The sequence below is a fragment of the Synechococcus sp. N19 genome (genome assembly GCF_900474045.1).
GTDB lineage: Bacteria > Cyanobacteriota > Cyanobacteriia > PCC-6307 > Cyanobiaceae > Parasynechococcus.
The window spans coordinates 69932-90308 of record NZ_UCNR01000018.1; the positions used below are offsets into that span (position 1 = coordinate 69932).

Genomic DNA, 20377 nt, shown 5'->3' on the forward strand with positions numbered 1-20377 from the left:
GCCAGATTCAGTGCGCGTCTAATTAACACATAGCCGCTTCAATCTAGAAGACGAGCAGAGATCATTCCCGCTGGTGATCCTTCCACTGAGAAGATCATTCCAGGGAACAATCCAGTGATCTGGATTCACGTCAGCCAACACGTCAGCCGCCTCAGGATTCTGAAGCACCAGGATCCTTCGCGACCGCAGTTTGAGCTGGCGCCTTAACCAGGGCGTCATGATCGCTTCTTCAACAAGGCGCTGGTACGAGCCATCGGCGATCACCCTTTCAAAACCGGTCTGAATCGCAGCTGCCAGCTCCGTGTTCTCTGGAGCCACATAAAAGAAACCCGCAAAGGGATAAACAATCAACAGATGGGGATCCAGCAGCATCTGCGGGTACAACGACCTCACCACGGAAGCCTCCGCTTCAAGTTCCGCCACACCGCGGGGAAACAACTGCACCCGTTGTCATTCACCAAGCGCAGCAATTTTTCCGACCGGGCGGTGTAGGTGCGCAACCCAGCACGATCGAAAATTTCAACATCGCTCCAGCCCAGTCCTTTCACCAAAACGATGCGTTGGAGGTCCTGAAGGCTGCGGATCGTTTGCAGTTCGACCAGGGATGCCTGATTGGTCCATCCCGCCCGCAGCCCGAGGATTCCACCCGTCACCGGAATGGGCACCGCCCGCAGACGACGGTTCAACTCAGGGCCGGCACCGTAAACACCAACCGAGAGCCGCAGAGGGTTCCGCCGACCCGCCTTCTGCCCTTCCGCGAGCGCTGCAATCGCCTCATCCTGCGGCTGAACGGCAGCGCTGAAACCCAGGGCAAATGGTGTGCCGCTGCGCTCCAGCACCAGCTTCAGCAAGCGAAAGCGAAAGTCGTTCTGATCCTGACCGAGGCGTCGATCCAACACCACGGGAAGCATGCCTTACGGTTGTGCTGCAACTTCATCCGCCGTCAGGACATAGCGATCGGGCAACAGCTGGCGGCGTTCCGTCAAGCGGGGCTGAATCAACAGGGCTCCCAGAGCCAGGAGGACCAGCGTCAATAACGACGTCACCAGAGCCCACAGACCCTTGGTCTGCGACTCCGTCATCTCGCTGCGGGATGGTTCAGTCACGGAATGATCATGAAAATGGCGAGCAGCGTGATGCCCACATAGCTGGGCAACAGCAGCACGCGCAACACCTGGGAAACGCGCTCGTTGAGAACAATCAGATGGCTGTCAATCAACTCATCAACCGCCACCACATACAAAATCCCCAGGAAAATAATCAGCTGCAGATTGCCGACGAAGCCCGTCATGGCTGTGACCGGCAGCTTCCCAGCGATGTAAACAAAATTGCCCCCGCTGACACCACGGCCGCCAGGATCAGATCATCCCGGCTGTGGGCAATCAGCAAACTCATTCAGCACAACCCGATGGCGAGCATGTGCCGAGAAAGTCCGACGCCACATAGAGGAGGCTGCGGCGCCGGATCAGCAGATCCAGCGACACGGCCGGTTGACGACGAATCACCTCTCCATCAGCGAGGGGGCACCCAAGCTCACTCATCAAGCTGACACTCGAGGCATAGGCACCGGGCTGCTCGAGCGTCCAGCCCGGGAGCACCAGACCGGGAGACACGGCAAATGGATCAGGATCGGCAACATCCAGATTCACTGCAGCCAGTGGATCCGCCAGGCCGATCTGGACATGCAGCATCTGGTCGTCAAAGGGATAGCGCTGCAGCCGCCAACGTTTGACCACGGCCGAACGCACCCGGTAGAGGTTCCATGCGCCGGCCGCGGTTTGCTCGTGGCTCACCCGCTCAAACCGCTGAATGTCGCCGTCGTAGATCCCGTTGAGGATCATCAGCTGATCACTGGGATCGGCCTGCGGATCACCAGCCCAGGTGGTCCAGAGCAACATCTCCACAGAGAACCTGTCCTGCAGGAGATCGATATCGCTGATGTTGGTGACGTAGGCGCCGATCCGAAGCGGCGGCCCTGCTGGTTCCACCCGCTACACCGGAGCCGACCCCCAGTCGATCGGAGCGGGCCTCGGGTCGACATCGGCCTTGGCGCTCCATCCCAACTGCGCCATCGACAGGCTGAGCGCGCAGGCCAGAGCAACCCAGACAAGCCTCCATGTCCAACGACGGGACCTCAGCCTCACGCCAGCCAGCGTTCACAACCTCTTCACGATGACAAGGTTGAACGACGGCGACCAGCACGGAACCAGCCTTTTCCACGATCTGAATACGATTGGACTGGGAATCAATGACGACCCTGATGTCGAAACAACGCGTCGATCGCAGGTATCGTCCCAGCCGAAATCCTGTGGCCTGGGGTTAATGCAGGATCCAACCTTGATGCGCATTGGCTCGGCCATCAGCGGGTTGCTGCTGGTGCTGTTTCTGTTGGTTCATCTGGCCGGTTTGTTGCCCGCGCTGATGGCACCGGTGCAGTTCGAGCACTACGCCACGGCCCTGCATCATCTGCCATGGCTGCCGGTGTTGGAGGTCGGCCTGGCCGCCAGCGCAGCCGTGCATCTGAGCTGCACCATTACCAAAACGCTGCGGAATCAAGGTGCTGGGAACACGGCGGCGCTGCGTAGCCGTCGCGGTCGTCCGCTGGACGCTCTGGCCAGTCGCAGCAAGATGGCGGCCGGTGTGATCACCCTTGGATTTCTGGCCCTGCATCTGCAACAACTGCGCTGGCCACGCCCGAGCGATGGGCTGGAGCGGGAGCTGCTGCTGCAGGTGCTGCAGCAGCCGATCAGCCTTGTGGTTTATGCCGCCGGCAGCCTGGCCATTGGCCTGCACCTGCTCCACGGCGCGGAAGCAGCTCACCGCAACCTGGGTCTGCTCAACCCGGCCAACAGCCCCAGCATCCGCGCGGGAGGTCGCCTCTTGGCGTCGGCGATCGGGGGAGGCTTCCTGATGATCAGCCTGGGACTGGCCCTCGGAGGGTTGGCATGACGACAGGGCTACCTGATCCCAGAATTCCCGCCGGGCCGCTCGCCGATGCCTGGCGACGGACCCGCGAAGGACTGCCTCTGATCAGCCCTCTGCGCAAAGGGCAAATGGATGTGCTCGTGGTGGGCACCGGCCTGGCGGGAGCTTCCGCCGCTGCGACTCTGGCGCAACAGGGCTACCGGGTCACGGTGCTCAGCTTTCACGACAGCCCGCGCCGTGCCCACTCGGTAGCGGCCCAGGGGGGCATCAATGCCGCACGTTCTGTGGCGGTGGATGGCGACAGCGTCAGCCGCCTGTTCGCCGACACCCTCAAAGGGGGCGACTTCCGCGCCCGGGAAGCGGGCTGCCAGCGGCTGGCGGAAATCAGCAGCGGCATCATCGATCAATGCGTGGCTCAGGGGGTGCCGTTCGCACGCGAATACGGCGGCAGCCTGGCCACCCGCAGTTTTGGCGGGGCCCTGGTGAGCCGCACCTTTTATGCCCGGGGGCAGACAGGACAGCAATTGCTTTATGGCGCCTACCAGGCCTTGATGCGCCAGGTGGAGCTGGGCCGCGTTCAACTGCTCACCCGCCGGGACGTGCTCGAGCTGATCACCGTGGATGGGGTGGCCCGTGGTGTGGTGGCGCGCCATCTGCTGAGTGGTGAGCTGGAGGTGCACACCGCCCGCACCGTTCTGCTCTGCACCGGCGGTTACAGCAACGTCTACTTCCTCTCCACCAACGCACTGAAGTCGAACACCAGTGTGATCTGGAGGGCCCACCGCAAAGGTGCGCTGTTCGCCAATCCCTGCTTCACCCAGATCCATCCCACCTGCATTCCCAGTGGCGATGTCTTCCAGAGCAAGCTGACGCTGATGAGCGAAAGCCTGCGCAACGACGGGCGGGTCTGGCTGCCCAAGAACCCCGGCGAAACACGCCAACCCGACGCGATACCGGAAGAGGAACGCGACTACTTCCTCGAGAGGCTTTATCCCACCTACGGCAACATGACGCCGCGGGACGTCGCCTCCAGGCGGGCCAGAGAACTCTGCAACGCGGGGCGGGGCGTCGGCCCAGGGGGACGCTCGGTTTACCTCGACCTCACCGATGCCATCAGAGCTGAAGGCAAAGACGCCATTGCCGCCCGCTACGGCAACTTGATGACGATGTACGAGCGCATCAGCGGCGATGACCCCTACAAGAAGCCGATGCGGATCTACCCCGCACCGCACTACACAATGGGCGGCCTCTGGGTGGACTACCACCTGATGAGTTCGATCCCCGGCCTGTTTGTTCTGGGGGAAGCGAACTACTCCGAACATGGCGCCAACCGCCTGGGCGCCAGCGCCCTGATGCAAGGGCTCGCCGATGGCTACTTCATTGCGCCGTCCACGGTCACGGCCTGGCTGGCGGGCAACCCGGCGCAGGATGTAGCCACCGATCATCCGGCCTGCCGCGAGGCCTTGGAGAGCACCCGCCGCCGCATCAGCCAATTGATCAACAGCGCAGGCAGCACCCCGGTGGACAGCTTCCATCGCGAGCTGGGCAGCGTGATGATCGACCGCTGCGGCATCAGCCGCCATGCCGATGGTCTGCGGGAGGGGCTGGAACAGGTGAAGACGCTGGAGGAGCGGTTCGAGGCCGAAGTACGGGTGCCAGGCGAAGCCAGCGGCCCCAATGCCGAGCTGGAGAAAGCGCTGCGGGTGAAGGACTTCTTCGGGCTGGCCCAGCTCATGCTGCGGGATGCCCTGGCCCGGGAGGAGTCGTGCGGGGCACACTTCCGCGAGGAACACCAAAGTGACGAAGGCGAAGCCCGACGGGACGACGTGAACTTCGCCCACATCGCCGCCTGGGAGCACAACACCAACGGTGAGCCGATCCGCCACAGCGAACCGCTGCAGTTCACCGCGCTGCAACCCAGCACCCGGAGCTACAAATGAAACTCACCCTGCGCATCTGGCGCCAGAGCAGCGCCGATCAACCCGGTGGTTACCAGAGCCATCAGCTGGAGAACGTCTCCCCCAACCTCTCCCTGCTGGAGGCCCTCGATCAGCTCAACGAACAATTGATCAGCACCGGAGAACGGCCGGTGGGCTTCGAGCACGACTGCCGCGAAGGCATCTGCGGCAGCTGCGGCTTCCTGGTGAACGGCCAGGCCCATGGCCCTCGGGCCGCCACCTCCGTATGCCAGCTCTACCTGCGGGAATTCAACGATGGTGCGGTGCTGACCCTGGATCCATGGCGCGCCAAGGCCTTTCCTCCGATCCAGGATCTGATGGTGGACCGCTCCGCCTTTGACCGGCTGATCGCCGCCGGCGGCTACTGCTCAACGGGCACAGGCCAGGCCCCCGATGGCAACGCCCTGCCCGTGGGCCGGGAGCAGGCCACCTGCGCCTTCAGCACGGCAACCTGCATCGGTTGTGGCGCCTGCGTCGCCAGTTGCCGCAATGCCTCGGCAAGCCTGTTCGTGGCCGCCAAGCTGGCGCACTTGGGGCAACTGCCGCAGGGGCAACCGGAACGGGCCAGCCGCGCCGACGCCATGCAACGCCAGATGGAGGCCGAGGGCTTCGGCAGCTGCAGCAGCAACCTCGAATGCGAGGCGGTCTGTCCTCAGGAGATTTCCGCCGACTGGATCAGCTGGATGCATCGGGAACGCAGAAGCTGACTGAGCCAAAACACCACAATCGCTGCTGCACCAGCCCAGAGATCATCAGAAACTTTTTGCCAATAACCAACAACAAATCACTACTGTTTTAAGGATCGACGCAAGCCAAAAGCATGCAATCCAACCCCCAGCCGGAGCAGATCACCAAAACCGTGGTGGGCGTGACCACGGTTTTCATTGGAGGCATTGCTCTGCTCTCCAGCGTGTTTGTTGTTCCCGCTGGTGAAGTTGGCGTGGTCACCACCCTTGGCAAAGTCTCCAACACCCCAAGAGAGCCGGGATTGAACCTCAAACTTCCGTTCATTCAGTCGACCCATAATTTCAGCGTCAGAACGCAGGTCATCCCCGAAAAATTTTCAACACTCACCAAAGACCTGCAGGTGATCGAAGCCACAGCAACGGTGAAATATGCGGTCAAGCCCGGAGAAGCCCCCAGGATCTACAGCACGATTGCCACCGATGACTCTGCGATTTACGCCAGGGTGATCCAGCCATCACTGCTGAAATCACTGAAATCGGTGTTCTCGAAGTATGAACTCGACACCATCGCCACCGAGTGGAACAACATTTCTACCCTTGTGCAAGAAAGCGTCTCCAATGAGCTGAGCAAATTCGACTATGTGGCCGTTAAAGGCCTAGACATCACGGGCCTCAAGATTGCTGAGGAATACCGAGCCGCCATCGAGCAGAAGCAGATTGCGCAACAGCAGCTTCTGCGCGCCAAAACAGAGGTTCAGATCGCCGAGCAGGAGGCCCTGAAGTTTCAGACCTTGACCCGCTCACTCAATGACAGCGTTCTCTACAAGCTGTTCCTCGACAAGTGGGACGGGAAAACAAAGGTGGTTCCGCCCATTCGTGGTGGCAGCACGCCACCGGTGATTGTTGGCCGATAACGGGATGCAGCTGGCTGCATCCGAGCCCAGCGCAGCCGCGGGTCGCCGCCTGCAGGTCAGCAATGGCCTCGGCGCCACGGCCCGCCCGGAGCTGCTGCATCACCAGATCCGCCTGAACCCCCAACAGCAGGGTCTGGCAGGGATAGGCACTGCTGGCTGACGCCTGTTGCTGCAGGGCCTCCGCCTCGACCAAGGCCTGTTCACAGAGCTGAGGCTGACGGCCCTCCAAGCAGCGCCTGGCTCGGGCCTGAAAGGCTGCCAAGGGCGACGCACGCACCACAGGGGCCGCCATGGCGAGGAGCAGCAGGACTGTGACGGAGCGCGCGAGCAGGGCTCAGGGGGGCGATTTGCTGAGATGATGCCTCAACTTCGACCCATCGCCCCGCCGTGTACACCGACTGGACCGCCATTGCCCTGCTGCTGTTCACCGCGGTGCCGCTGTTGATCGTTGTGGCGACAGCCACCTACTTCGTGATCCAGAACGATCAGAAGACTCCCCTGGGCTGAGGATCAAGCCAGGGGCCGGGTCGGACAGCTGAGTTTGGCCAGACCTGGGGTGTTGATGGGCTGGTGGTTCAACGGTGCCGACTGCACCGCTGAACTGATCTGACCGGTCCCCAGGCAGACGATGCAGGTGCGGAAGCGGTCCCCCGACACTCGCTGCATCCCACTGCCTCCACAGACGGTGCACGTGCACATGATCCCAAGGATCAGACGATGGATTCAGTGTGGGTGGAAAACCCGCCGCTGATCCCGAAGTGTTCCTTAAGAAATCAGTGCATTGATCTCTTGCTGCGTCAAGTGTTCGAGCAACTCTGTTGCACTCAGGCGCGCACCAGGATCCAGCAGCTGAAGCCCTGAGGCCAAGCGACCAATCACCGCAGCCGCATCGAGCCCCGCGGCACGGAGCGGTTCCAGGCCGGAACTGGCCTCACGCTTGGACAGTTTCTGGCCGCTGGCATCACAAAGCAGCGGCCCATGCCAGAACTGGGGCGGTGATTCACCCAGGGCCGCAAAAAAACTTCGCTGGGCTGGCAGGGCCTCGCGCAGATCAGCACCACGCACCACATCGGTGATGCCGAAGCTGAGTTCGTCGATCACGGTGGCGAGCTGGTATGCGATGAAGCCATCGGCTCGCCGCAACACCACATCGCCACTGCTGTGGGGGTCGTCATCAGCCACCCGCAGGCGCCAACTGGGGAGCCGCTGCTGCTGCCAGCCCCAGTGGTGCCCAGCCGTCCGGCAGACGCCGGGGTAGATCGGCTGACCGGCAAGCTGCCTTCGGGAGCAGCGACAGGCGAACAACCATCCGGATCGGCGTAACCACGACAACCAGGAGTGGTAGGTGCCACGCCGTTCGCTTTGGAGCAGCACCGGCCCATCCCATTCCAGACCCAGCCAGCGCAAATCGCTTTGGATCGCCTCGATGGCACCGGCGCGGTTGCGCGGCGTATCGAGGTCATCGATGCGCAGCAACCAGGCCCCACCAGCCTGACGGGCCGCCAACCACGAGAGCAGAGCCGTTTGCAGGTTGCCGAAGTGGAGCACCCCCGTGGGAGATGGGGCGAAACGGCCGCGGTAGCCACCGGCGGCTGCCAAGGCTCGCCCCCGCTCCAGATGCTGTTGCAGATGCTCCGGAAGTTCCTTCATCTGAACAGCCATCAAAAAAGGCGACCCACTGGGCCGCCCGGAGAACGAGGTTGAGGCGCTGATCAGCCCTGAACGCGGTCCTTGAACATCTTGCCGGCGGTGAAGGCGGGAACGCGCTTGGCGGGAATCGCGATCTTCTCGCCGGTCTTGGGGTTCAGACCCTGACGGGCGGAACGCTCACGGGGCTCAAAGGAACCGAAACCGAGGATGGACACTTTCTTGCCTTCCACCACGGAGTCGATGATCGTGTCGATGGCGGCGTCGACAACCATGGAAACGTCGGTCTTGGTGAGCTCGGTGCGAGCAGCCACCAGATTCACCAGATCAGCTTTGTTCATTGGTTAGAGAGAGTCGGGGGGCGGGAGACGGCTCAGATACGGCGTCGTGGGCTCGCCGCTGCCTTCCCCAAGCGGCCCAATCGTATGGAGAGCAACCGGTTGCTGCAAGCGAAACGTGTTGTGCCGCAACGCTTTAGCTGTTGTCCGCCGCATCGCTCCAACCGCTGAAGGGCACGAGCCGCTCCCCACGCAAGGCACCAAGCGCAGCCCCAGAAAGCAGTTGGGGACTGGCATCTGAAGGAATCCAATCCCTGAGCCTGGCCAAGCTGTTCAGCTGTCTGGGCCAGTGGAATGTGCGGGCGTGGCGCATCGGCGCGAGCTGACCCGGAGCCCATGGCGTCAGCAAACGCCCGCAGAACAACAGTTCATTTGGTGCCGGGGCGAACACCACACAGCTCCCCGGCGTCGGCCCCGGCGTCCACAACAGCCGCAAACCACTCACCGTGGTGTGTTCCTCGGCAAAGGTCTCCAACGGCTCCACATTGGGCAGGAGATAGGCCTCCTGTTCCTGCACCAGCACCGGCCATCCCAGGCGCTCCTGAACGCGACGCAAGCGCCCATGGCCTTCTCGGCTGGTGAGCAGGATCCTCGGGCTGCGGGTTCCCGCCAGCTGGCGCAGAACCGTGAGGCTGGCCTCCGTCAACGGCGGGCAGTCCACCAGCACGGGCTCGGGATCCAGATCCAGCCACCAGGAACTACCCCCCTGGCTGTCGCGGTTGGGCGGAAACAACCAGAGGTCGTCACGCAGCTGCTGCGGCGGCCGGCCGGCCTCAAGTGTGGTGGTCATCGCCATTGGTTCAAAACAACGGACCAAACCACTAGTTTGAAGTCGAGATGCCCCAACGGGCCTTGAGTGGCATTCACCCCGGTTCTCCCTGGCCCCTGGGCAGCTGCCTCACCAGTCGAGGTGTGAACTTTGTGCTGGCGGCACCCAGGGCCGACCGAATTGAATTGCTGCTCTACAGCAACGGTAACGATCGCAGCCCGGAGCGGGTGATCGAACTGGACGGTCGACGCCACCGCTCGGGCGACTACTGGCACGTAGAAGTGGAGGGGGTCAGTGAAGGCTGCTGTTACGGCTACCGGGTCTTCGGGCCGCTGGCGCCGGGGGGCCATGGCTTCCAGCCCTCCAAGGTGCTGCTGGACCCCGCCGCCCGTGCCATCAGTGGCTGGGACGTCTACGACCGGGTGCTGGCCACCGGACCCTCACCCAACGCCCATGCCTGCCTCAAGGCGGTGGTGTGCGAACGGGATCTGTTCGATTTTCAGGCCCATCCGCGCCCGCGCCACAGCTGGCAACGCACGGTGATCTACGAGTTACACGTGGGGGGCTTCACCCGCCGTGAGGATGCCGGGGTCGCCGTGGAACACCGCGGCACCTACCTGGGCTTGATCGAGAAGTTGCCCTACCTCAAGGAGCTGGGCATCACGGCAGTGGAGCTGCTGCCGGTGTTCTGCTTCGACCCGGCCGATGCCCCCCCGGGCCGCGACAACGTATGGGGGTACAGCCCCCTGAGCTGGTTCACACCCCACCACGGCTACTGCAGCAGTAGCGATCCATTGCAGGCCCGCCATGAGGTGCGCCAACTAGTGGCCGCCTGCCATGACGCCGGCATCGAAGTGCTGCTGGATGTGGTCTACAACCACACCACCGAGGGCAACCGCCATGGCCCCACCCTGAGCTGGCGGGGTTGCGCCGACAACGTCTACTACCACCAAAACGAGGACGGCGACTATCAGGATGTGAGCGGCTGCGGCAACTCGATCGCCGCCAATGCGCCGATCAGCACCCAGCTGATCCTCGAGTCGATGCGCTGCTGGGCCCTGGAACTGGGGGTGGATGGCTTCCGCTTCGATCTGGGCATCGCCCTGAGCCGCGGCGACCAGCTCAAACCCCTGAATGAGCCGCCCCTGTTCGCGACAATGGAGGCCGACCCGCAGCTGAGTGATCTCAAATTGGTGAGCGAACCGTGGGACTGCGGCGGTCTTTATCGGCTGGACGACTTCCCCGCCCAGCGGATCGGCACCTGGAACGGCCATTTCCGCGACGGGGTGCGGCGCTTCTGGAAAGGGGACGACCACAGCACCTGGAGCCTGGCCCAGCGGTTCAAGGGCAGTCCCGATCTCTATGACGGCAAGCCCGTGGCCCTGGGGCGTTCGGTGAACTTCATCACCGCCCACGACGGCTTCACCCTGGCGGATCTGGTGAGCTACAACCGCAAGCACAACCTGGCCAACGGCGAAGACAACCGCGACGGCGAGAACCACAACAACAGCTGGAACCACGGCATCGAAGGCCCCAGCAGCAACCCCCTGGTGCAAAGCCTGCGGCGGCGTCAGCAACGCAACCTGCTTTGCTCGCTGATGCTGGCCCGTGGCGTGCCGATGCTGCTGATGGGCGATGAAGTGGGCCGCAGCCAAGGGGGTAACAACAACAGCTGGTGCCAGAACAGTCCCTTGGGCTGGATGGTATGGAATGAAGACCAGTGCGACCTGGAGCTGAAGCAATTTCTGCAGCGGCTGCTGCGGCTGCGCCAGGCCCTGCCGCAACTGTTCAATCCGCTGGTGCCGCCGCGGGAAAGCAACCGCAAATCAGCGGAAAAACCATCGGAGCAGCGCAGCGATCTCTGGCGTCAATGGCACGGGGTGAACCTGGCCAAACCCGATTGGGCCGCCTGGAGCCGCACGACGTCCACAAGCCTCCACCGCGGCAGCCGCGGGGCTCTGCTGTGGATGGGCTTCAACGCCTACAAGGAAAGCCTCAGCTTTGAGTTGCCGGTTCCGGTTTCCACCTGGAAACGGGTGATCGACACCTCTTTGCCCAGCCCCAAAGATTTCCCAGCCGAGCCAGCCAGCTTCAGCGGCGTTGAGATTCCCTTGCAGAGCCGGAGCTTCGTGCTGCTGCTCGCCGAGGAGGAAACCTCAAGCCTGCGGTTGTGATCAGAGCGGGTGACGGGAATCGAACCCGTGTCATCAGCTTGGAAGGCTGAGGTCTTACCATTACACAACACCCGCGTAGTACAAACGAACCACTGCCCCAGGGGCTGGTGGTGTCGTAAGCACGCATTCATTATGGCAATCCGCCTGCCCCAAGCCTCCGCGTGACACCGACCGACGCATCCCTGCAGGGATCCCGCCGCAGGCTGATGCTGGCCTACGGCCTGGGCGACGCCGGCACCGGACTTGCCGCCACTCAGCTGGGCTTCTACCTCTTTCCGTTTTTCATCTGCGCGGCTGGCCTGCCGGCCTTCATCGCCGGTTCTCTGCTCACGGTGAGCAAGGTGTGGGACGCGCTGAATGATCCGTTGATCGGTTGGCTCAGCGATCACACCCGCAGCCGCTGGGGCCCGCGCCTGCCCTGGATGCTGACCGCAGCCCTGCCGCTGGGCATCAGCCTGACGGCGATGTGGTGGGTGCCCCCGGGCGACACGCTGCAGCGCACCACGTATTACGCGGTGATGGCGGTGTTGCTGATGACCGCTTACACCAGCGTCAACCTGCCCTACGCGGCCCTCAGCACCGAACTCACGCCGGACACCGCTATTCGCACCCGCCTGAATGCGGCGCGGTTTACCGGATCAATCCTGGCGGGCCTGAGCGGACTGATCGTGGCTTCGGTGGTGCTCACCGACGGAGGTGGGGGCTACCTGGCCATGGGCCGGATCACCGGCAGCATCGCCGCCACCACCACGCTGCTCTGCTGCTGGGGCCTGGCCCCCTACGCCAAGCGGGCCCAACGGCCGGTGCCCAACAACGAACCGCCGATGCAGCAGCTGAAGCGGGTGATGGCCAACCCCCTTTTCCGCCAGGTGCTGGGGCTGTATCTGCTGCTCTGGTTCGGCCTGCAACTGATGCAGGTGGTGGCCCTGATCTGGCTGGTGCAGGTGGTGCATGTGCCCGCCAACCTCTCCACCTGGATCCTGTTGCCTTTCCAGATCGCCGCCCTGCTGGGGCTTCAGCTCTGGAGCAACCTCAGCAACCGCATCGGACGCGTCGCCACCCTGCGCTGGGGCGCGGGGCTATGGATCAGCGCCTGCTTGCTTTCAATGCTGTTCCCGCCATTAGCGGCAGATCCCGGCCCGCTGCAACTGCTGCCGCTGGTGGGGCTGATTGCCCTGGTGGGGGTGGGAGCGGCGACGGCCTACCTGATCCCCTGGTCGCTGCTGCCCGATGCGATCGACGCTGATCCGAGCAAACCCGCCGGGCTTTACACCGCCTGGATGGTGTTCGGGCAGAAGCTGATCATCGGCCTGACCATGTCGGTGTTTGGCAGCCTGCTCTCGCTCACCGGCTACATCTCCGCCAAGGGGGGCAACTGCAGCGGGGCACTGAGTTTCATCGAACAGCCGGATTCAGCCCTGCTGGCGATCCGCCTCTGCATGGGTCTGATTCCCGCCATCCTTGTGATGCTTGGCCTTGTGGTGATGCGAGGCTGGCCCGACCGTGGAGCCCACCTGCAGAAGGCCGCCGGATGAACACGCCCCGCTCTATCAAACGCCTGGGCACCAGCCTGCTGATCGGAGGCCAGGCCGTGGCCGCCACCCTGCGCGGTCGCATCAATCGGGGCGAGCTGTTTGAGCAAATGCTGGAGGCCGGCCCCGGCAGCCTGCTGATCGTGCTGATCATCTCGGTGGCCGCCGGCTCGGTGTTCAACATTCAGGTGGCCGCAGAACTCACCCGCCAGGGGGCGGGATCAACGGTGGGCGGCATCCTGGCGATCGGCCTAGCACGGGAGATCGCGCCCCTGCTCACCTCCACCCTGCTGGCCGGCAAGGTGGCCACCGCCTACGCCGCCCAGCTGGGCACGATGAAGGTGACCGAACAAATCGATGCGATTACCATGCTGCGCACCGACCCGGTGGAGTACCTGGTGGTGCCCCGGATGATCGCCATGGTGGTGATGGCACCGGTGCAGTGCTTTTTCTTCTTCTTCGTGGCGGTGTGGTCAGGCCAGCTCACTAGCACGGCCCTCTACAACATCCCTCCGGCGGTGTTCTGGATCTCGGTGCAGACCTGGATGAACCCACTGGACCTGCCCTTCATGCTGGTGAAAGCCCTGGTGTTCGGGCTGATCATCGCGACAGTGGCCTGTGGCTGGGGCCTGACCACCCGCGGTGGTCCCAAGGAAGTGGGCACCAGCACCACCGGTGCGGTGGTGATGATCCTGATCCTGGTGGCCCTAATGGATGTCGTTCTCACCCAGGTGCTGTTCGGAGCATGAGTTCAACCCCCGACCCCGTCACCCTCAAGCCAGACGTGCGGCTTCCTTTGCTGGTGGTGGCCCTTGGCCTGGCACTCCTGCCACTGCCGCTTTCACCTTGGCCCACCTTGGTGGTGGTGCTGTTCGGCCTGTTTCTACTGATCCAGAGCGCCAGCCTGCGACTGGAATTCAAGGAATACACTTTGATCGTATGGCAGAACAGCCGCGAGCTGCGGCGTTTCCCCTACGACCAATGGCTGAGCTGGCGGCTCTTCGCCCCCTGGTTGCCAGGCCTGTTTTATTTCCGCGAAACCCAGAGCATTCACTTCCTGCCGATCCTGTTCAGCCCCAAGGAGCTGCGGGAACAGCTGGAACTGCGGGTAGGAGCTCTGGAAGTACCGAACGACGACACGGAAGACAACACGAGCAATAGCGAGAAATAGCACGATTTCGAGACGATTTCGTTCTGATATCCATGCAATTTCGTGAATCCCTGTCGCAGTTGTGATGCCACCTTTTTTTCTGCGGCCTGGTCGGCTGGAATGGAGGGATGGAGAGCACGGCAGCTGACGCAATGCCCGACGACACCGACCTGACCCCCCAGGCGCCTGAACCGGAGCAGCCCCCGACGGAAACCAGCAGCGACACCAGCGCAGAACCCGCCAACACCACCAGCACCGAGCCCGCCGCCGCAGAAGCCAATCCCGTGATGGAGCTGGCCCTCAAGGATCTGCAGGACCGCCGCGATGCCCTGGAAGCGGAGATCAACGCCCTCAGCTCCCGCAAGCAGCAACTCGAGACCGAGCTGAAGGCCAACTTCGCCGGCCAATCGGACGCCATCGCCCGCCGCGTGAAGGGCTTCCAGGAGTACCTGGGCGGCGCCCTGCAGGACCTGGTACAGAGCGTGGAAAACCTGGAGCTGGTGGTGCAGCCGATGGTGGTGCAGCCCTCCCCCCTCGATCAGGCGGCAGACAACGCAGCGGCGCCGGAGAAGGCCGGCGAGAGCACTCCGCCGCCCGCAGTGGCCGACACCTTCCGCCCCGATGAAGAGCTGATCCGCCAGACCCTGGAGCGCTTCCTCAAACAACCCGACGTCTACGCCGACCCCTGGAACCTGCGGCGCAGCATCGATGCCCGCGACACGGCTCTGCTGGAGGACTGGTTCTTCAATCAAGGCGGACGGGGCGCCCAGCCCAGCCGCGGCACTCGGCCGCGCAACATCCTGGTGAGCGCGGCCCTGATCGCGGTGATCGGCGAGCTGTATGGCGATCAGTTCCAGTGCCTGGTGCTGGCCGGAGGGCCCGAACGGCTCGGCGAATGGCGGCGCGGCCTGCAGGATGCCCTTGGCCTGGGCCGGGAAGACTTCGGCCCCAGCAGCGGCATCGTGCTATTCGAACGCCCGGAGGCCCTGGTGGAGCGGGCCGACCGGCTGGAGGAGCGAGGCGAAGTGCCGTTGATCCTTATCGATGCCGCCGAGCGCAGCGTCGACATCCCTGTGCTTCAGTTCCCCCTCTGGCTGGCCTTCGCGGCCGGACCAGGTGAACGCCTCGACGACGACGACCTGCTGTGATCCAAACAGCCCTCACATCCCTGCTGCTCCTGGCCATCGGCTACCTGCTGGGAGCCATCCCCAGCGGTTACCTCGCCGGCCGCTGGCTCAAGGGCATCGACCTGCGCGACTGCGGCTCCGGCAGCACCGGCGCCACCAACGTGCTGCGCAACGTGGGCAAGGGCCCAGCCCTGGTGGTGTTCCTGATCGATGTGGGCAAAGGCGCCCTGGCGGTGCTGCTGGCGAAGAGCGTTGGCCTCAGCGACTGGCTGCAGGTACTGGCGGGCCTGGCAGCGTTGGCGGGTCACATCTGGCCGGTATGGCTGGGCTGGAAGGGCGGCAAGGCGGTGGCCACCGGCCTGGGCATGTTTTTGGGATTAGCCTGGCCGGTGGGGCTTGCTTGCTTTGGCCTGTTCATGGCCGTGATCTCGATCTTCCGGATCGTGTCACTCTCCAGCGTGGTGGCCGCCATCGGACTGCCGCTGTTGATGCTGATCTCCGGCGGCAGCAGCGCCTACGTGGTGGTGTCGCTCGTAGCCAGCCTGATGGTGCTCTGGCGCCATCGCAGCAACATCGAGCGGCTGTTGGCGGGCACCGAACCCAAGATCGGCCAGAAGTCTTGAGCACTGCCGCCAACAGCGATCAGCACATGAGCTCTGCGCAACAGGCGGCAAATGCCGCACTGGGGTCGTCGACCTTAGTGATCGGACGACCAATCACCAGCTGGCTGGCCCCTGCTGCAAGTGCTTCAGCCGGCCCCATCACCCGGGCCTGATCACCCACAGCTGCCCCTTTGGGGCGAATGCCCGGGGTCACCAAGGCAAACGGTTCTGGATGCTGAGACCGCAATGCCGCGGCCTCCAGAGGTGAACACACACACCCGCCGATGCCGGAAGTCGCCGACAGCTGCGCCAACGCCGGCACCCGTTCGGCGATGCCCTGGGCAATGGCGAGTTCCCGTTGCAATCGCTGCTCCTCCCAACTGGTGAGCACGGTCACCGCCAGCAAGGTGGGGGCGGGTTGGCCAGCCCCTTGGGCCCCTTCCTCTGCCGCGGCCTGAGCTGCCTTGAGCGCTTCGCTGCCGGCGCAGGCATGCACTGTGATCAGTTCGGCCCCCAGCGCCGCCGCCCGCCGGCAGGCACCGGCCATCGTGGCCGGGATGTCGTGAAATTTGAGATCAAGAAACACCCGCAGCCCCTGCTCGCGCAGCTGGGCCACCACCTCCGGGCCGGCCTGCACAAACAGCTCCAGGCCCACCTTCACCCAGCGCAGCCCCTCCACCTGGGCGGCAAAGCGCAGCGCCTGCTCAGGCGCCATGCCATCGAGGGCCACGATGATCCGATCGGCGGGATCAGCGGGATGCAAGGTCATCAGCCCACCAAACGACGGAAGGTCTTCTTGCCCAATTGCAGCACCTTGCCCTCCAGCTCCGCCGCTGAGGCGAACTCCTTGTTGGGGTCGGTGATCTTCTCGCCTTCTAGGCGCGCCGCACCGCCCTTGATCTGACGGCGGGCCTCGCTGCTGCTGGCGCAGATTCCCACGGCACTGAACAGATAAAAGGCCTTAGCCGGGAAATTCACCTCAGCCAGCGACGCCTCGGGCACATCAGCGCCGGCATCACCGCTGCCACCCACCAGGGTAGCGGCATCGCGCTGGGCCTTCTGGGCTGCTTCGATGCCATGACGGCTGGCGGTCACCGCCAGGGCCATCGCCTTCTGCTTGTCGCGGGGGTTCTCCGGCAACGACGCCAGATCCAGATCGGTCAGCAACGTGACGTAGTCGTCGATCGCCGCATCGCCGATTTTCTCCAGCTTGGAGTACATCGAGAGCGGATCCTCCTCCAGCCCCACCACGTTGCCGAGGCTCTTGCTCATCTTCTGCACCCCGTCCAGACCCACCAGAATCGGCAGCAGCAGGCCGAACTGGGTGCCCTTGTCGAAATGGCGCTGCAGGTCGCGGCCCATGGCCACGTTGAACTTCTGATCGGTGCCGCCCAGCTCCACATCCGCATTCACCGCCACAGAGTCGTAGCCCTGCAGCAGCGGGTAGAGAAACTCGTGCAGGGCGATCGGGGTGCCGCTGCCGTAGCGCTTGGAGAAGTCGTCCTTGGCCAGCATCTGGCCCACAGTTCCAGTGCCGAGCAGGCCGATCACCGCCGGTAGGTCCATGCCCTCCAGCCACTCGGAGTTGTATCGCACCTCCAGGCGGCCGGGGGTTTCGAAATCGAGCAGCGCCGTTTCCTTCGGCTGGTCTTGCCCCAACTGGCGCAAATAAGTGGAGGCGTTGGCGGCCACCTGCTCCTTGGTGAGCTGCACCCGCGTGGCGCTCTTGCCGGTGGGATCTCCGATCCGCGCCGTGAAATCGCCGATGATCAGCACCGCCGTGTGGCCCGCGTCCTGGAAGGCCCGCAATTTGCGGAACAGGATGCTGTGACCCAGGTGGATGTTGCTGCCGGTGGGGTCGATGCCCAGCTTCACCCGCAGCGGCCGGCCTTCCTTGTCGGCCTGTGCCAACCGGGCCGCCAGGGCCTGATCCGCATCACTGGGATCCCCGGCCGGGAACAGGTCGGCCATGCCCCGCGACAACCAATCCGGCAACGACGGGATGGAGTCCGGCATGGGGAGGCGCAACGAGCGAGCGCTGGAGATCGTACGAGTCTTGGCTCAGCTAGAAGGCGGCTGCTCGATCTGCGCCTTCATCCGCTCAAGGGTGGAGTTCATCTGATCGAACATCTGCTCAGGGGTGATGCCGAACTGGCTGAGCTGGGTGCGCAGCTGCTCCACCGTGAGCTTGGCCTGGAAATCCTCCGAGAGTTCAAAGCGCTTCATGAACACCCGGTAGCGGCCCATCAGCTCTTCCATCGTCTCGATGTACTTCTTCTTGCCCTCCCGGTCGAACTTGCCGTACTCACTGCCCAACTGCATCAGCTGCTGGTAGTCGCTGAACAGGCGCTTGGCTTCGTCCTGAACGATGTCGGAATCGAAGAAGGCCATCGTCGGCGTTGCTCACTGCTTCGGCAAAGTCTGCCAAGGATTCGCCAGCGGCATTGGGGGTGATCGCCGCACCTTTGATGGCCGTTCACACAAAGGTTTTGTACGGTCTTGCTGACCCGCACCACCCTCCGCTGGCATCCGAATCCATGGTGAGTTTCGGGCCGCCTCCAGGATGTGGACTTCACCGCTCAGCTCGGCGCGATGCGTGAGCTTCCCCAGCGCCACCGGCATCTGTTGGAGGGGCGCCGCATCGTGGTGGCCTCCGCCGATCGCGTCTTGATCAGCGGCCTGGTGCACAGCCTTGATGGCATCGGCTCCCTGGTGGGAGCCGCCAGCACCGAAACAGAAGCCCTCGCCTGCCTTCGCAACACAGCCGCTGATCTGCTGATCTGCAGCGACCAGCTCGAGCGCGGCACCGGCCCCTCCCTGGTGGCAGCCGCCAAGGCCCAGCAGCCCTCCCTGCGCTGCCTGATGTTGATTCAGCGTCCGTTGCTCAGCACGATTCACGCGGCGGCCAAGGCGCAATGCGAAGGGCTTTGCAGCCATGAGCGCATCGGCAACGGCGGCCTGCTCAGCGTGCTGCGCGCCATGGAGAGCGATGGCAGCCACATGGACTCGGTGATTGCCGGCGTGGCCAACCACGACCGCGGCCCCAAAGGCGCCGCCCATCCCCTCAGCGACGTGCTGAGCCTGCGGGAAGAGGACGTGCTGCGCGGGCTCTGCAAGGGCCTCAGCAATCAGGAGATTGCCGATCAGCTGCACCTCTCGATTGAAACCACTAAGCACTGCGTCACCGGACTGCTGCGCAAACTCGATGCCAAAAGCCGCACCCAGGCGGTGCTGATCGCCTTTCAGCGCAACCTGGTGGATCCACCGCTGCCGATTCCCCGCTGGACCCCCTCGGCCTGAAGTGACCCGATCCGTGCCACGGCGTCCAGGTGCTCAAGTTGCGCTGACGCAGCCCCTGCACCCTCGTTAAGGTCAGCCCATCTCTGCTGAGCAGCATGCCCCGCAGCCACTGGTTGGATCCCCTGGCCAGGCGGGTGCTGCAGGCCACCGGACAGCTGCCAGCACCACCCCGGCCGGCCCCAGCGCAGCCTTTACCAACCGTGCCCGAGCCGCCTACTTGGGTGATGGATGTGAACCGGGCCAGCCGCGATCAGTGGCTGCAACTGCCTGGCTGCAGCCAGGACACAGCCGATCTGCTGGTGCGGCTGCAGCGGGGTGGGGTGCAATTCGCCAGTGCCGATGATCTGTTCCGGCTGCTGGAGCTGCCTAGTGATCTGGTCAGGCTCTGGACCCCCCATCTGCTCTTCCAGTGGCACGGCGATGCCCCACCGCAGCCGCAGGCCGCTCCACTCGACCTCAACAACGCCAGCACCGATCAGCTGGCGCTGCTGGGCTGGCCGGAACAACGGCTGGCCAACCTGATGCGCGAACGCCGCCGCGCCGGTTTCAAGGATCTGGCCGATCTGCAGGAGCGGCTCTGCCTTCCCGCCAGCAGCGTGGAGGCCCTGATCGGCCGGGTGAATTTCGGCCGCCGCCGCGCCGGGCCCAGCCTGCCGCTGCCCTGATGCAGGGAGATCTGTTCTCCACCGGTGCGCTGGCCTTCAACAACGGGCCCGACCTGCCCCTGCAACGGGAGCAGCTGCTCGCCTGGCAAGCGCGGCTGCATGCCCATCAAGCGCCACTGTTCCGCCGCGAACGTGCCAGCACGGCCCAGGGGGATCTGTTCGGTGCCAGCCCCGATGACGCTGCGGCGGGCATCGATCCACTGGCCCTGACCCCCCTGGCGATGAGTTTCTGGCGCTGGCCGGAACCGTCCCACCGCGGAGCAGCGATTTATCTGGTTATGGACAGGCCAGCCCAGCTGGAGCAGCCGCTTCTGCTGTATGTGGGCGAAACCCTGGCGGCCGAGCGCCGCTGGAAAGGTGATCACGACTGCAAGGCCTATCTCGCCGCCTATGGCGAAGCCCTGCAGCGCTGTGAGCTGAGCGCTCAGCTGAGCATCCGCTTCAGCTGCGATGTGCCCCGGGCCACCCGCGCCCGGCGGGCCCTGGAACAACAGCTGATCCAACGCTGGTGGCCGCCGTTCAATAAGGAAACCCGCCAGCGCTGGGCCACCCCCTTCACCGCAGAGCTTTAGGGGCCGAGGGCGTCGCAC

General features: G+C 64.0%; 26 protein-coding genes and 1 tRNA gene. 14 read left to right on the forward strand and 13 right to left on the reverse strand.

Features of this window, described 5'->3' with window-relative positions:
* Positions 1-18 precede the first annotated feature (18 nt).
* From DXY02_RS12995 to DXY02_RS11275, 5 genes are all read right to left on the reverse strand, one after another.
* A complete protein-coding gene (locus tag DXY02_RS12995; protein WP_244276307.1) occupies positions 19-444 on the reverse strand; it encodes a hypothetical protein in 426 nt (141 codons plus the stop codon).
* Complete coding sequence (locus tag DXY02_RS13000; protein WP_244276309.1) at positions 390-911, reverse strand: hypothetical protein; 522 nt, start codon at positions 909-911, stop codon at positions 390-392. Before DXY02_RS13000 ends, DXY02_RS12995 begins: the two co-directional genes overlap by 55 nt.
* Before the next feature lie 3 nt (positions 912-914).
* Positions 915-1106 carry a hypothetical protein gene (locus tag DXY02_RS13005; protein ID WP_244276311.1) on the reverse strand — a complete coding sequence of 64 codons (192 nt, stop codon included), beginning with the start codon at positions 1104-1106 and terminating at the stop codon, positions 915-917.
* The gene (locus DXY02_RS13010; RefSeq protein ID WP_244276313.1) at positions 1103-1291 is read right to left on the reverse strand and encodes a hypothetical protein; all 189 of its coding nucleotides are present in this window, start codon (positions 1289-1291) and stop codon (positions 1103-1105) included. The genes DXY02_RS13005 and DXY02_RS13010 overlap by 4 nt, the downstream gene beginning before the upstream one ends.
* 100 nt (positions 1292-1391) lie before the next feature.
* On the reverse strand, positions 1392-1988 hold the full coding sequence (locus tag DXY02_RS11275) for a hypothetical protein (RefSeq protein ID WP_244276315.1): 597 nt from the start codon (positions 1986-1988) through the stop codon (positions 1392-1394).
* 334 nt (positions 1989-2322) lie between these two features.
* Between DXY02_RS11275 and DXY02_RS11280 the strand changes: the two genes are divergently transcribed.
* From DXY02_RS11280 to DXY02_RS12760, 5 genes are all read left to right on the forward strand, one after another.
* Positions 2323-2949 (forward strand): succinate dehydrogenase cytochrome b subunit, encoded by a 627-nt coding sequence (locus DXY02_RS11280; RefSeq protein WP_114989561.1) that lies wholly within the window; start codon positions 2323-2325, stop codon positions 2947-2949.
* Positions 2946-4865 carry a fumarate reductase/succinate dehydrogenase flavoprotein subunit gene (locus DXY02_RS11285; protein WP_114989438.1) on the forward strand — a complete coding sequence of 640 codons (1920 nt, stop codon included), beginning with the start codon at positions 2946-2948 and terminating at the stop codon, positions 4863-4865. Before DXY02_RS11280 ends, DXY02_RS11285 begins: the two co-directional genes overlap by 4 nt.
* Positions 4862-5590, forward strand: a complete 729-nt coding sequence (locus DXY02_RS11290; protein WP_114989439.1) for a succinate dehydrogenase/fumarate reductase iron-sulfur subunit — start codon at positions 4862-4864, stop codon at positions 5588-5590. Before DXY02_RS11285 ends, DXY02_RS11290 begins: the two co-directional genes overlap by 4 nt.
* 113 nt (positions 5591-5703) lie before the next feature.
* On the forward strand, positions 5704-6483 hold the full coding sequence (locus tag DXY02_RS11295; protein WP_114989440.1) for a prohibitin family protein: 780 nt from the start codon (positions 5704-5706) through the stop codon (positions 6481-6483).
* Positions 6473-6643 (forward strand): hypothetical protein, encoded by a 171-nt coding sequence (locus tag DXY02_RS12760; RefSeq protein WP_170951575.1) that lies wholly within the window; start codon positions 6473-6475, stop codon positions 6641-6643. The genes DXY02_RS11295 and DXY02_RS12760 overlap by 11 nt, the downstream gene beginning before the upstream one ends.
* 350 nt (positions 6644-6993) lie before the next feature.
* Here DXY02_RS12760 and DXY02_RS12765 read toward each other — a convergent pair whose 3' ends face one another.
* From DXY02_RS12765 to DXY02_RS11315, 4 genes are all read right to left on the reverse strand, one after another.
* Entirely contained in the window at positions 6994-7182 is a 189-nt protein-coding gene (locus DXY02_RS12765) for a hypothetical protein (RefSeq protein ID WP_115080922.1), read from the reverse strand.
* A 66-nt stretch (positions 7183-7248) separates the two neighbouring features.
* A complete protein-coding gene (gene gluQRS / locus DXY02_RS11305; RefSeq protein WP_114989562.1) occupies positions 7249-8133 on the reverse strand; it encodes a tRNA glutamyl-Q(34) synthetase GluQRS in 885 nt (294 codons plus the stop codon).
* A gap of 62 nt (positions 8134-8195) precedes the next feature.
* Positions 8196-8471, reverse strand: coding sequence for an HU family DNA-binding protein (locus tag DXY02_RS11310; RefSeq protein WP_006850925.1), 276 nt, complete (start codon positions 8469-8471; stop codon positions 8196-8198).
* A gap of 133 nt (positions 8472-8604) precedes the next feature.
* Complete coding sequence (locus DXY02_RS11315; protein ID WP_114989441.1) at positions 8605-9264, reverse strand: MBL fold metallo-hydrolase; 660 nt, start codon at positions 9262-9264, stop codon at positions 8605-8607.
* A 41-nt stretch (positions 9265-9305) separates the two neighbouring features.
* On the opposite strand from DXY02_RS11315, the gene DXY02_RS11320 reads away from it, so the two are divergent.
* Positions 9306-11411 carry a glycogen-debranching protein gene (locus DXY02_RS11320; protein WP_114989442.1) on the forward strand — a complete coding sequence of 702 codons (2106 nt, stop codon included), beginning with the start codon at positions 9306-9308 and terminating at the stop codon, positions 11409-11411.
* A gap of 4 nt (positions 11412-11415) precedes the next feature.
* On the opposite strand, the gene DXY02_RS11325 is transcribed toward DXY02_RS11320, so the two are convergent.
* A tRNA-Gly gene (locus DXY02_RS11325) sits at positions 11416-11486 on the reverse strand.
* A 131-nt stretch (positions 11487-11617) separates the two neighbouring features.
* On the opposite strand from DXY02_RS11325, the gene DXY02_RS11330 reads away from it, so the two are divergent.
* From DXY02_RS11330 to plsY, 5 genes are all read left to right on the forward strand, one after another.
* The gene (locus DXY02_RS11330) at positions 11618-12946 is read left to right on the forward strand and encodes an MFS transporter (protein ID WP_114989563.1); all 1329 of its coding nucleotides are present in this window, start codon (positions 11618-11620) and stop codon (positions 12944-12946) included.
* The gene (locus DXY02_RS11335; RefSeq protein ID WP_114989443.1) at positions 12943-13692 is read left to right on the forward strand and encodes an ABC transporter permease; all 750 of its coding nucleotides are present in this window, start codon (positions 12943-12945) and stop codon (positions 13690-13692) included. The genes DXY02_RS11330 and DXY02_RS11335 overlap by 4 nt, the downstream gene beginning before the upstream one ends.
* Positions 13689-14114 carry a DUF3119 family protein gene (locus DXY02_RS11340; RefSeq protein WP_114989444.1) on the forward strand — a complete coding sequence of 142 codons (426 nt, stop codon included), beginning with the start codon at positions 13689-13691 and terminating at the stop codon, positions 14112-14114. Before DXY02_RS11335 ends, DXY02_RS11340 begins: the two co-directional genes overlap by 4 nt.
* Before the next feature lie 107 nt (positions 14115-14221).
* Entirely contained in the window at positions 14222-15241 is a 1020-nt protein-coding gene (locus DXY02_RS11345; protein WP_114989445.1) for a DUF3086 domain-containing protein, read from the forward strand.
* Positions 15238-15843: a glycerol-3-phosphate 1-O-acyltransferase PlsY gene (plsY, locus tag DXY02_RS11350; RefSeq protein WP_114989446.1), complete on the forward strand. Its 606-nt coding sequence runs from the start codon at positions 15238-15240 to the stop codon at positions 15841-15843. The genes DXY02_RS11345 and plsY overlap by 4 nt, the downstream gene beginning before the upstream one ends.
* 19 nt (positions 15844-15862) lie before the next feature.
* Here the strand turns inward: plsY and pyrF are convergent, their stop codons facing one another.
* From pyrF to DXY02_RS11365, 3 genes are read right to left on the reverse strand one after another with little or no spacing between them, the layout of a single operon-like run.
* Entirely contained in the window at positions 15863-16591 is a 729-nt protein-coding gene (gene pyrF / locus DXY02_RS11355) for an orotidine-5'-phosphate decarboxylase (protein WP_114989447.1), read from the reverse strand.
* Positions 16591-17838 carry a tyrosine--tRNA ligase gene (tyrS, locus tag DXY02_RS11360; RefSeq protein WP_114989448.1) on the reverse strand — a complete coding sequence of 416 codons (1248 nt, stop codon included), beginning with the start codon at positions 17836-17838 and terminating at the stop codon, positions 16591-16593. The genes pyrF and tyrS overlap by 1 nt, the downstream gene beginning before the upstream one ends.
* Before the next feature lie 45 nt (positions 17839-17883).
* Entirely contained in the window at positions 17884-18213 is a 330-nt protein-coding gene (locus DXY02_RS11365; protein ID WP_114989449.1) for a DUF1825 family protein, read from the reverse strand.
* A 201-nt stretch (positions 18214-18414) separates the two neighbouring features.
* Here DXY02_RS11365 and DXY02_RS11370 point away from each other — a divergent pair, with 201 nt between their 5' ends.
* The 3 genes from DXY02_RS11370 (at position 18415) to DXY02_RS11380 (ending at position 20359) form a co-directional block, all read left to right on the forward strand.
* Positions 18415-19122 (forward strand): response regulator transcription factor, encoded by a 708-nt coding sequence (locus DXY02_RS11370; RefSeq protein ID WP_114989564.1) that lies wholly within the window; start codon positions 18415-18417, stop codon positions 19120-19122.
* A gap of 95 nt (positions 19123-19217) precedes the next feature.
* Positions 19218-19787: a hypothetical protein gene (locus DXY02_RS11375; RefSeq protein ID WP_114989450.1), complete on the forward strand. Its 570-nt coding sequence runs from the start codon at positions 19218-19220 to the stop codon at positions 19785-19787.
* The gene (locus DXY02_RS11380) at positions 19787-20359 is read left to right on the forward strand and encodes a GIY-YIG nuclease family protein (RefSeq protein ID WP_114989451.1); all 573 of its coding nucleotides are present in this window, start codon (positions 19787-19789) and stop codon (positions 20357-20359) included. Before DXY02_RS11375 ends, DXY02_RS11380 begins: the two co-directional genes overlap by 1 nt.
* Positions 20360-20377: the final 18 nt, after the last annotated feature.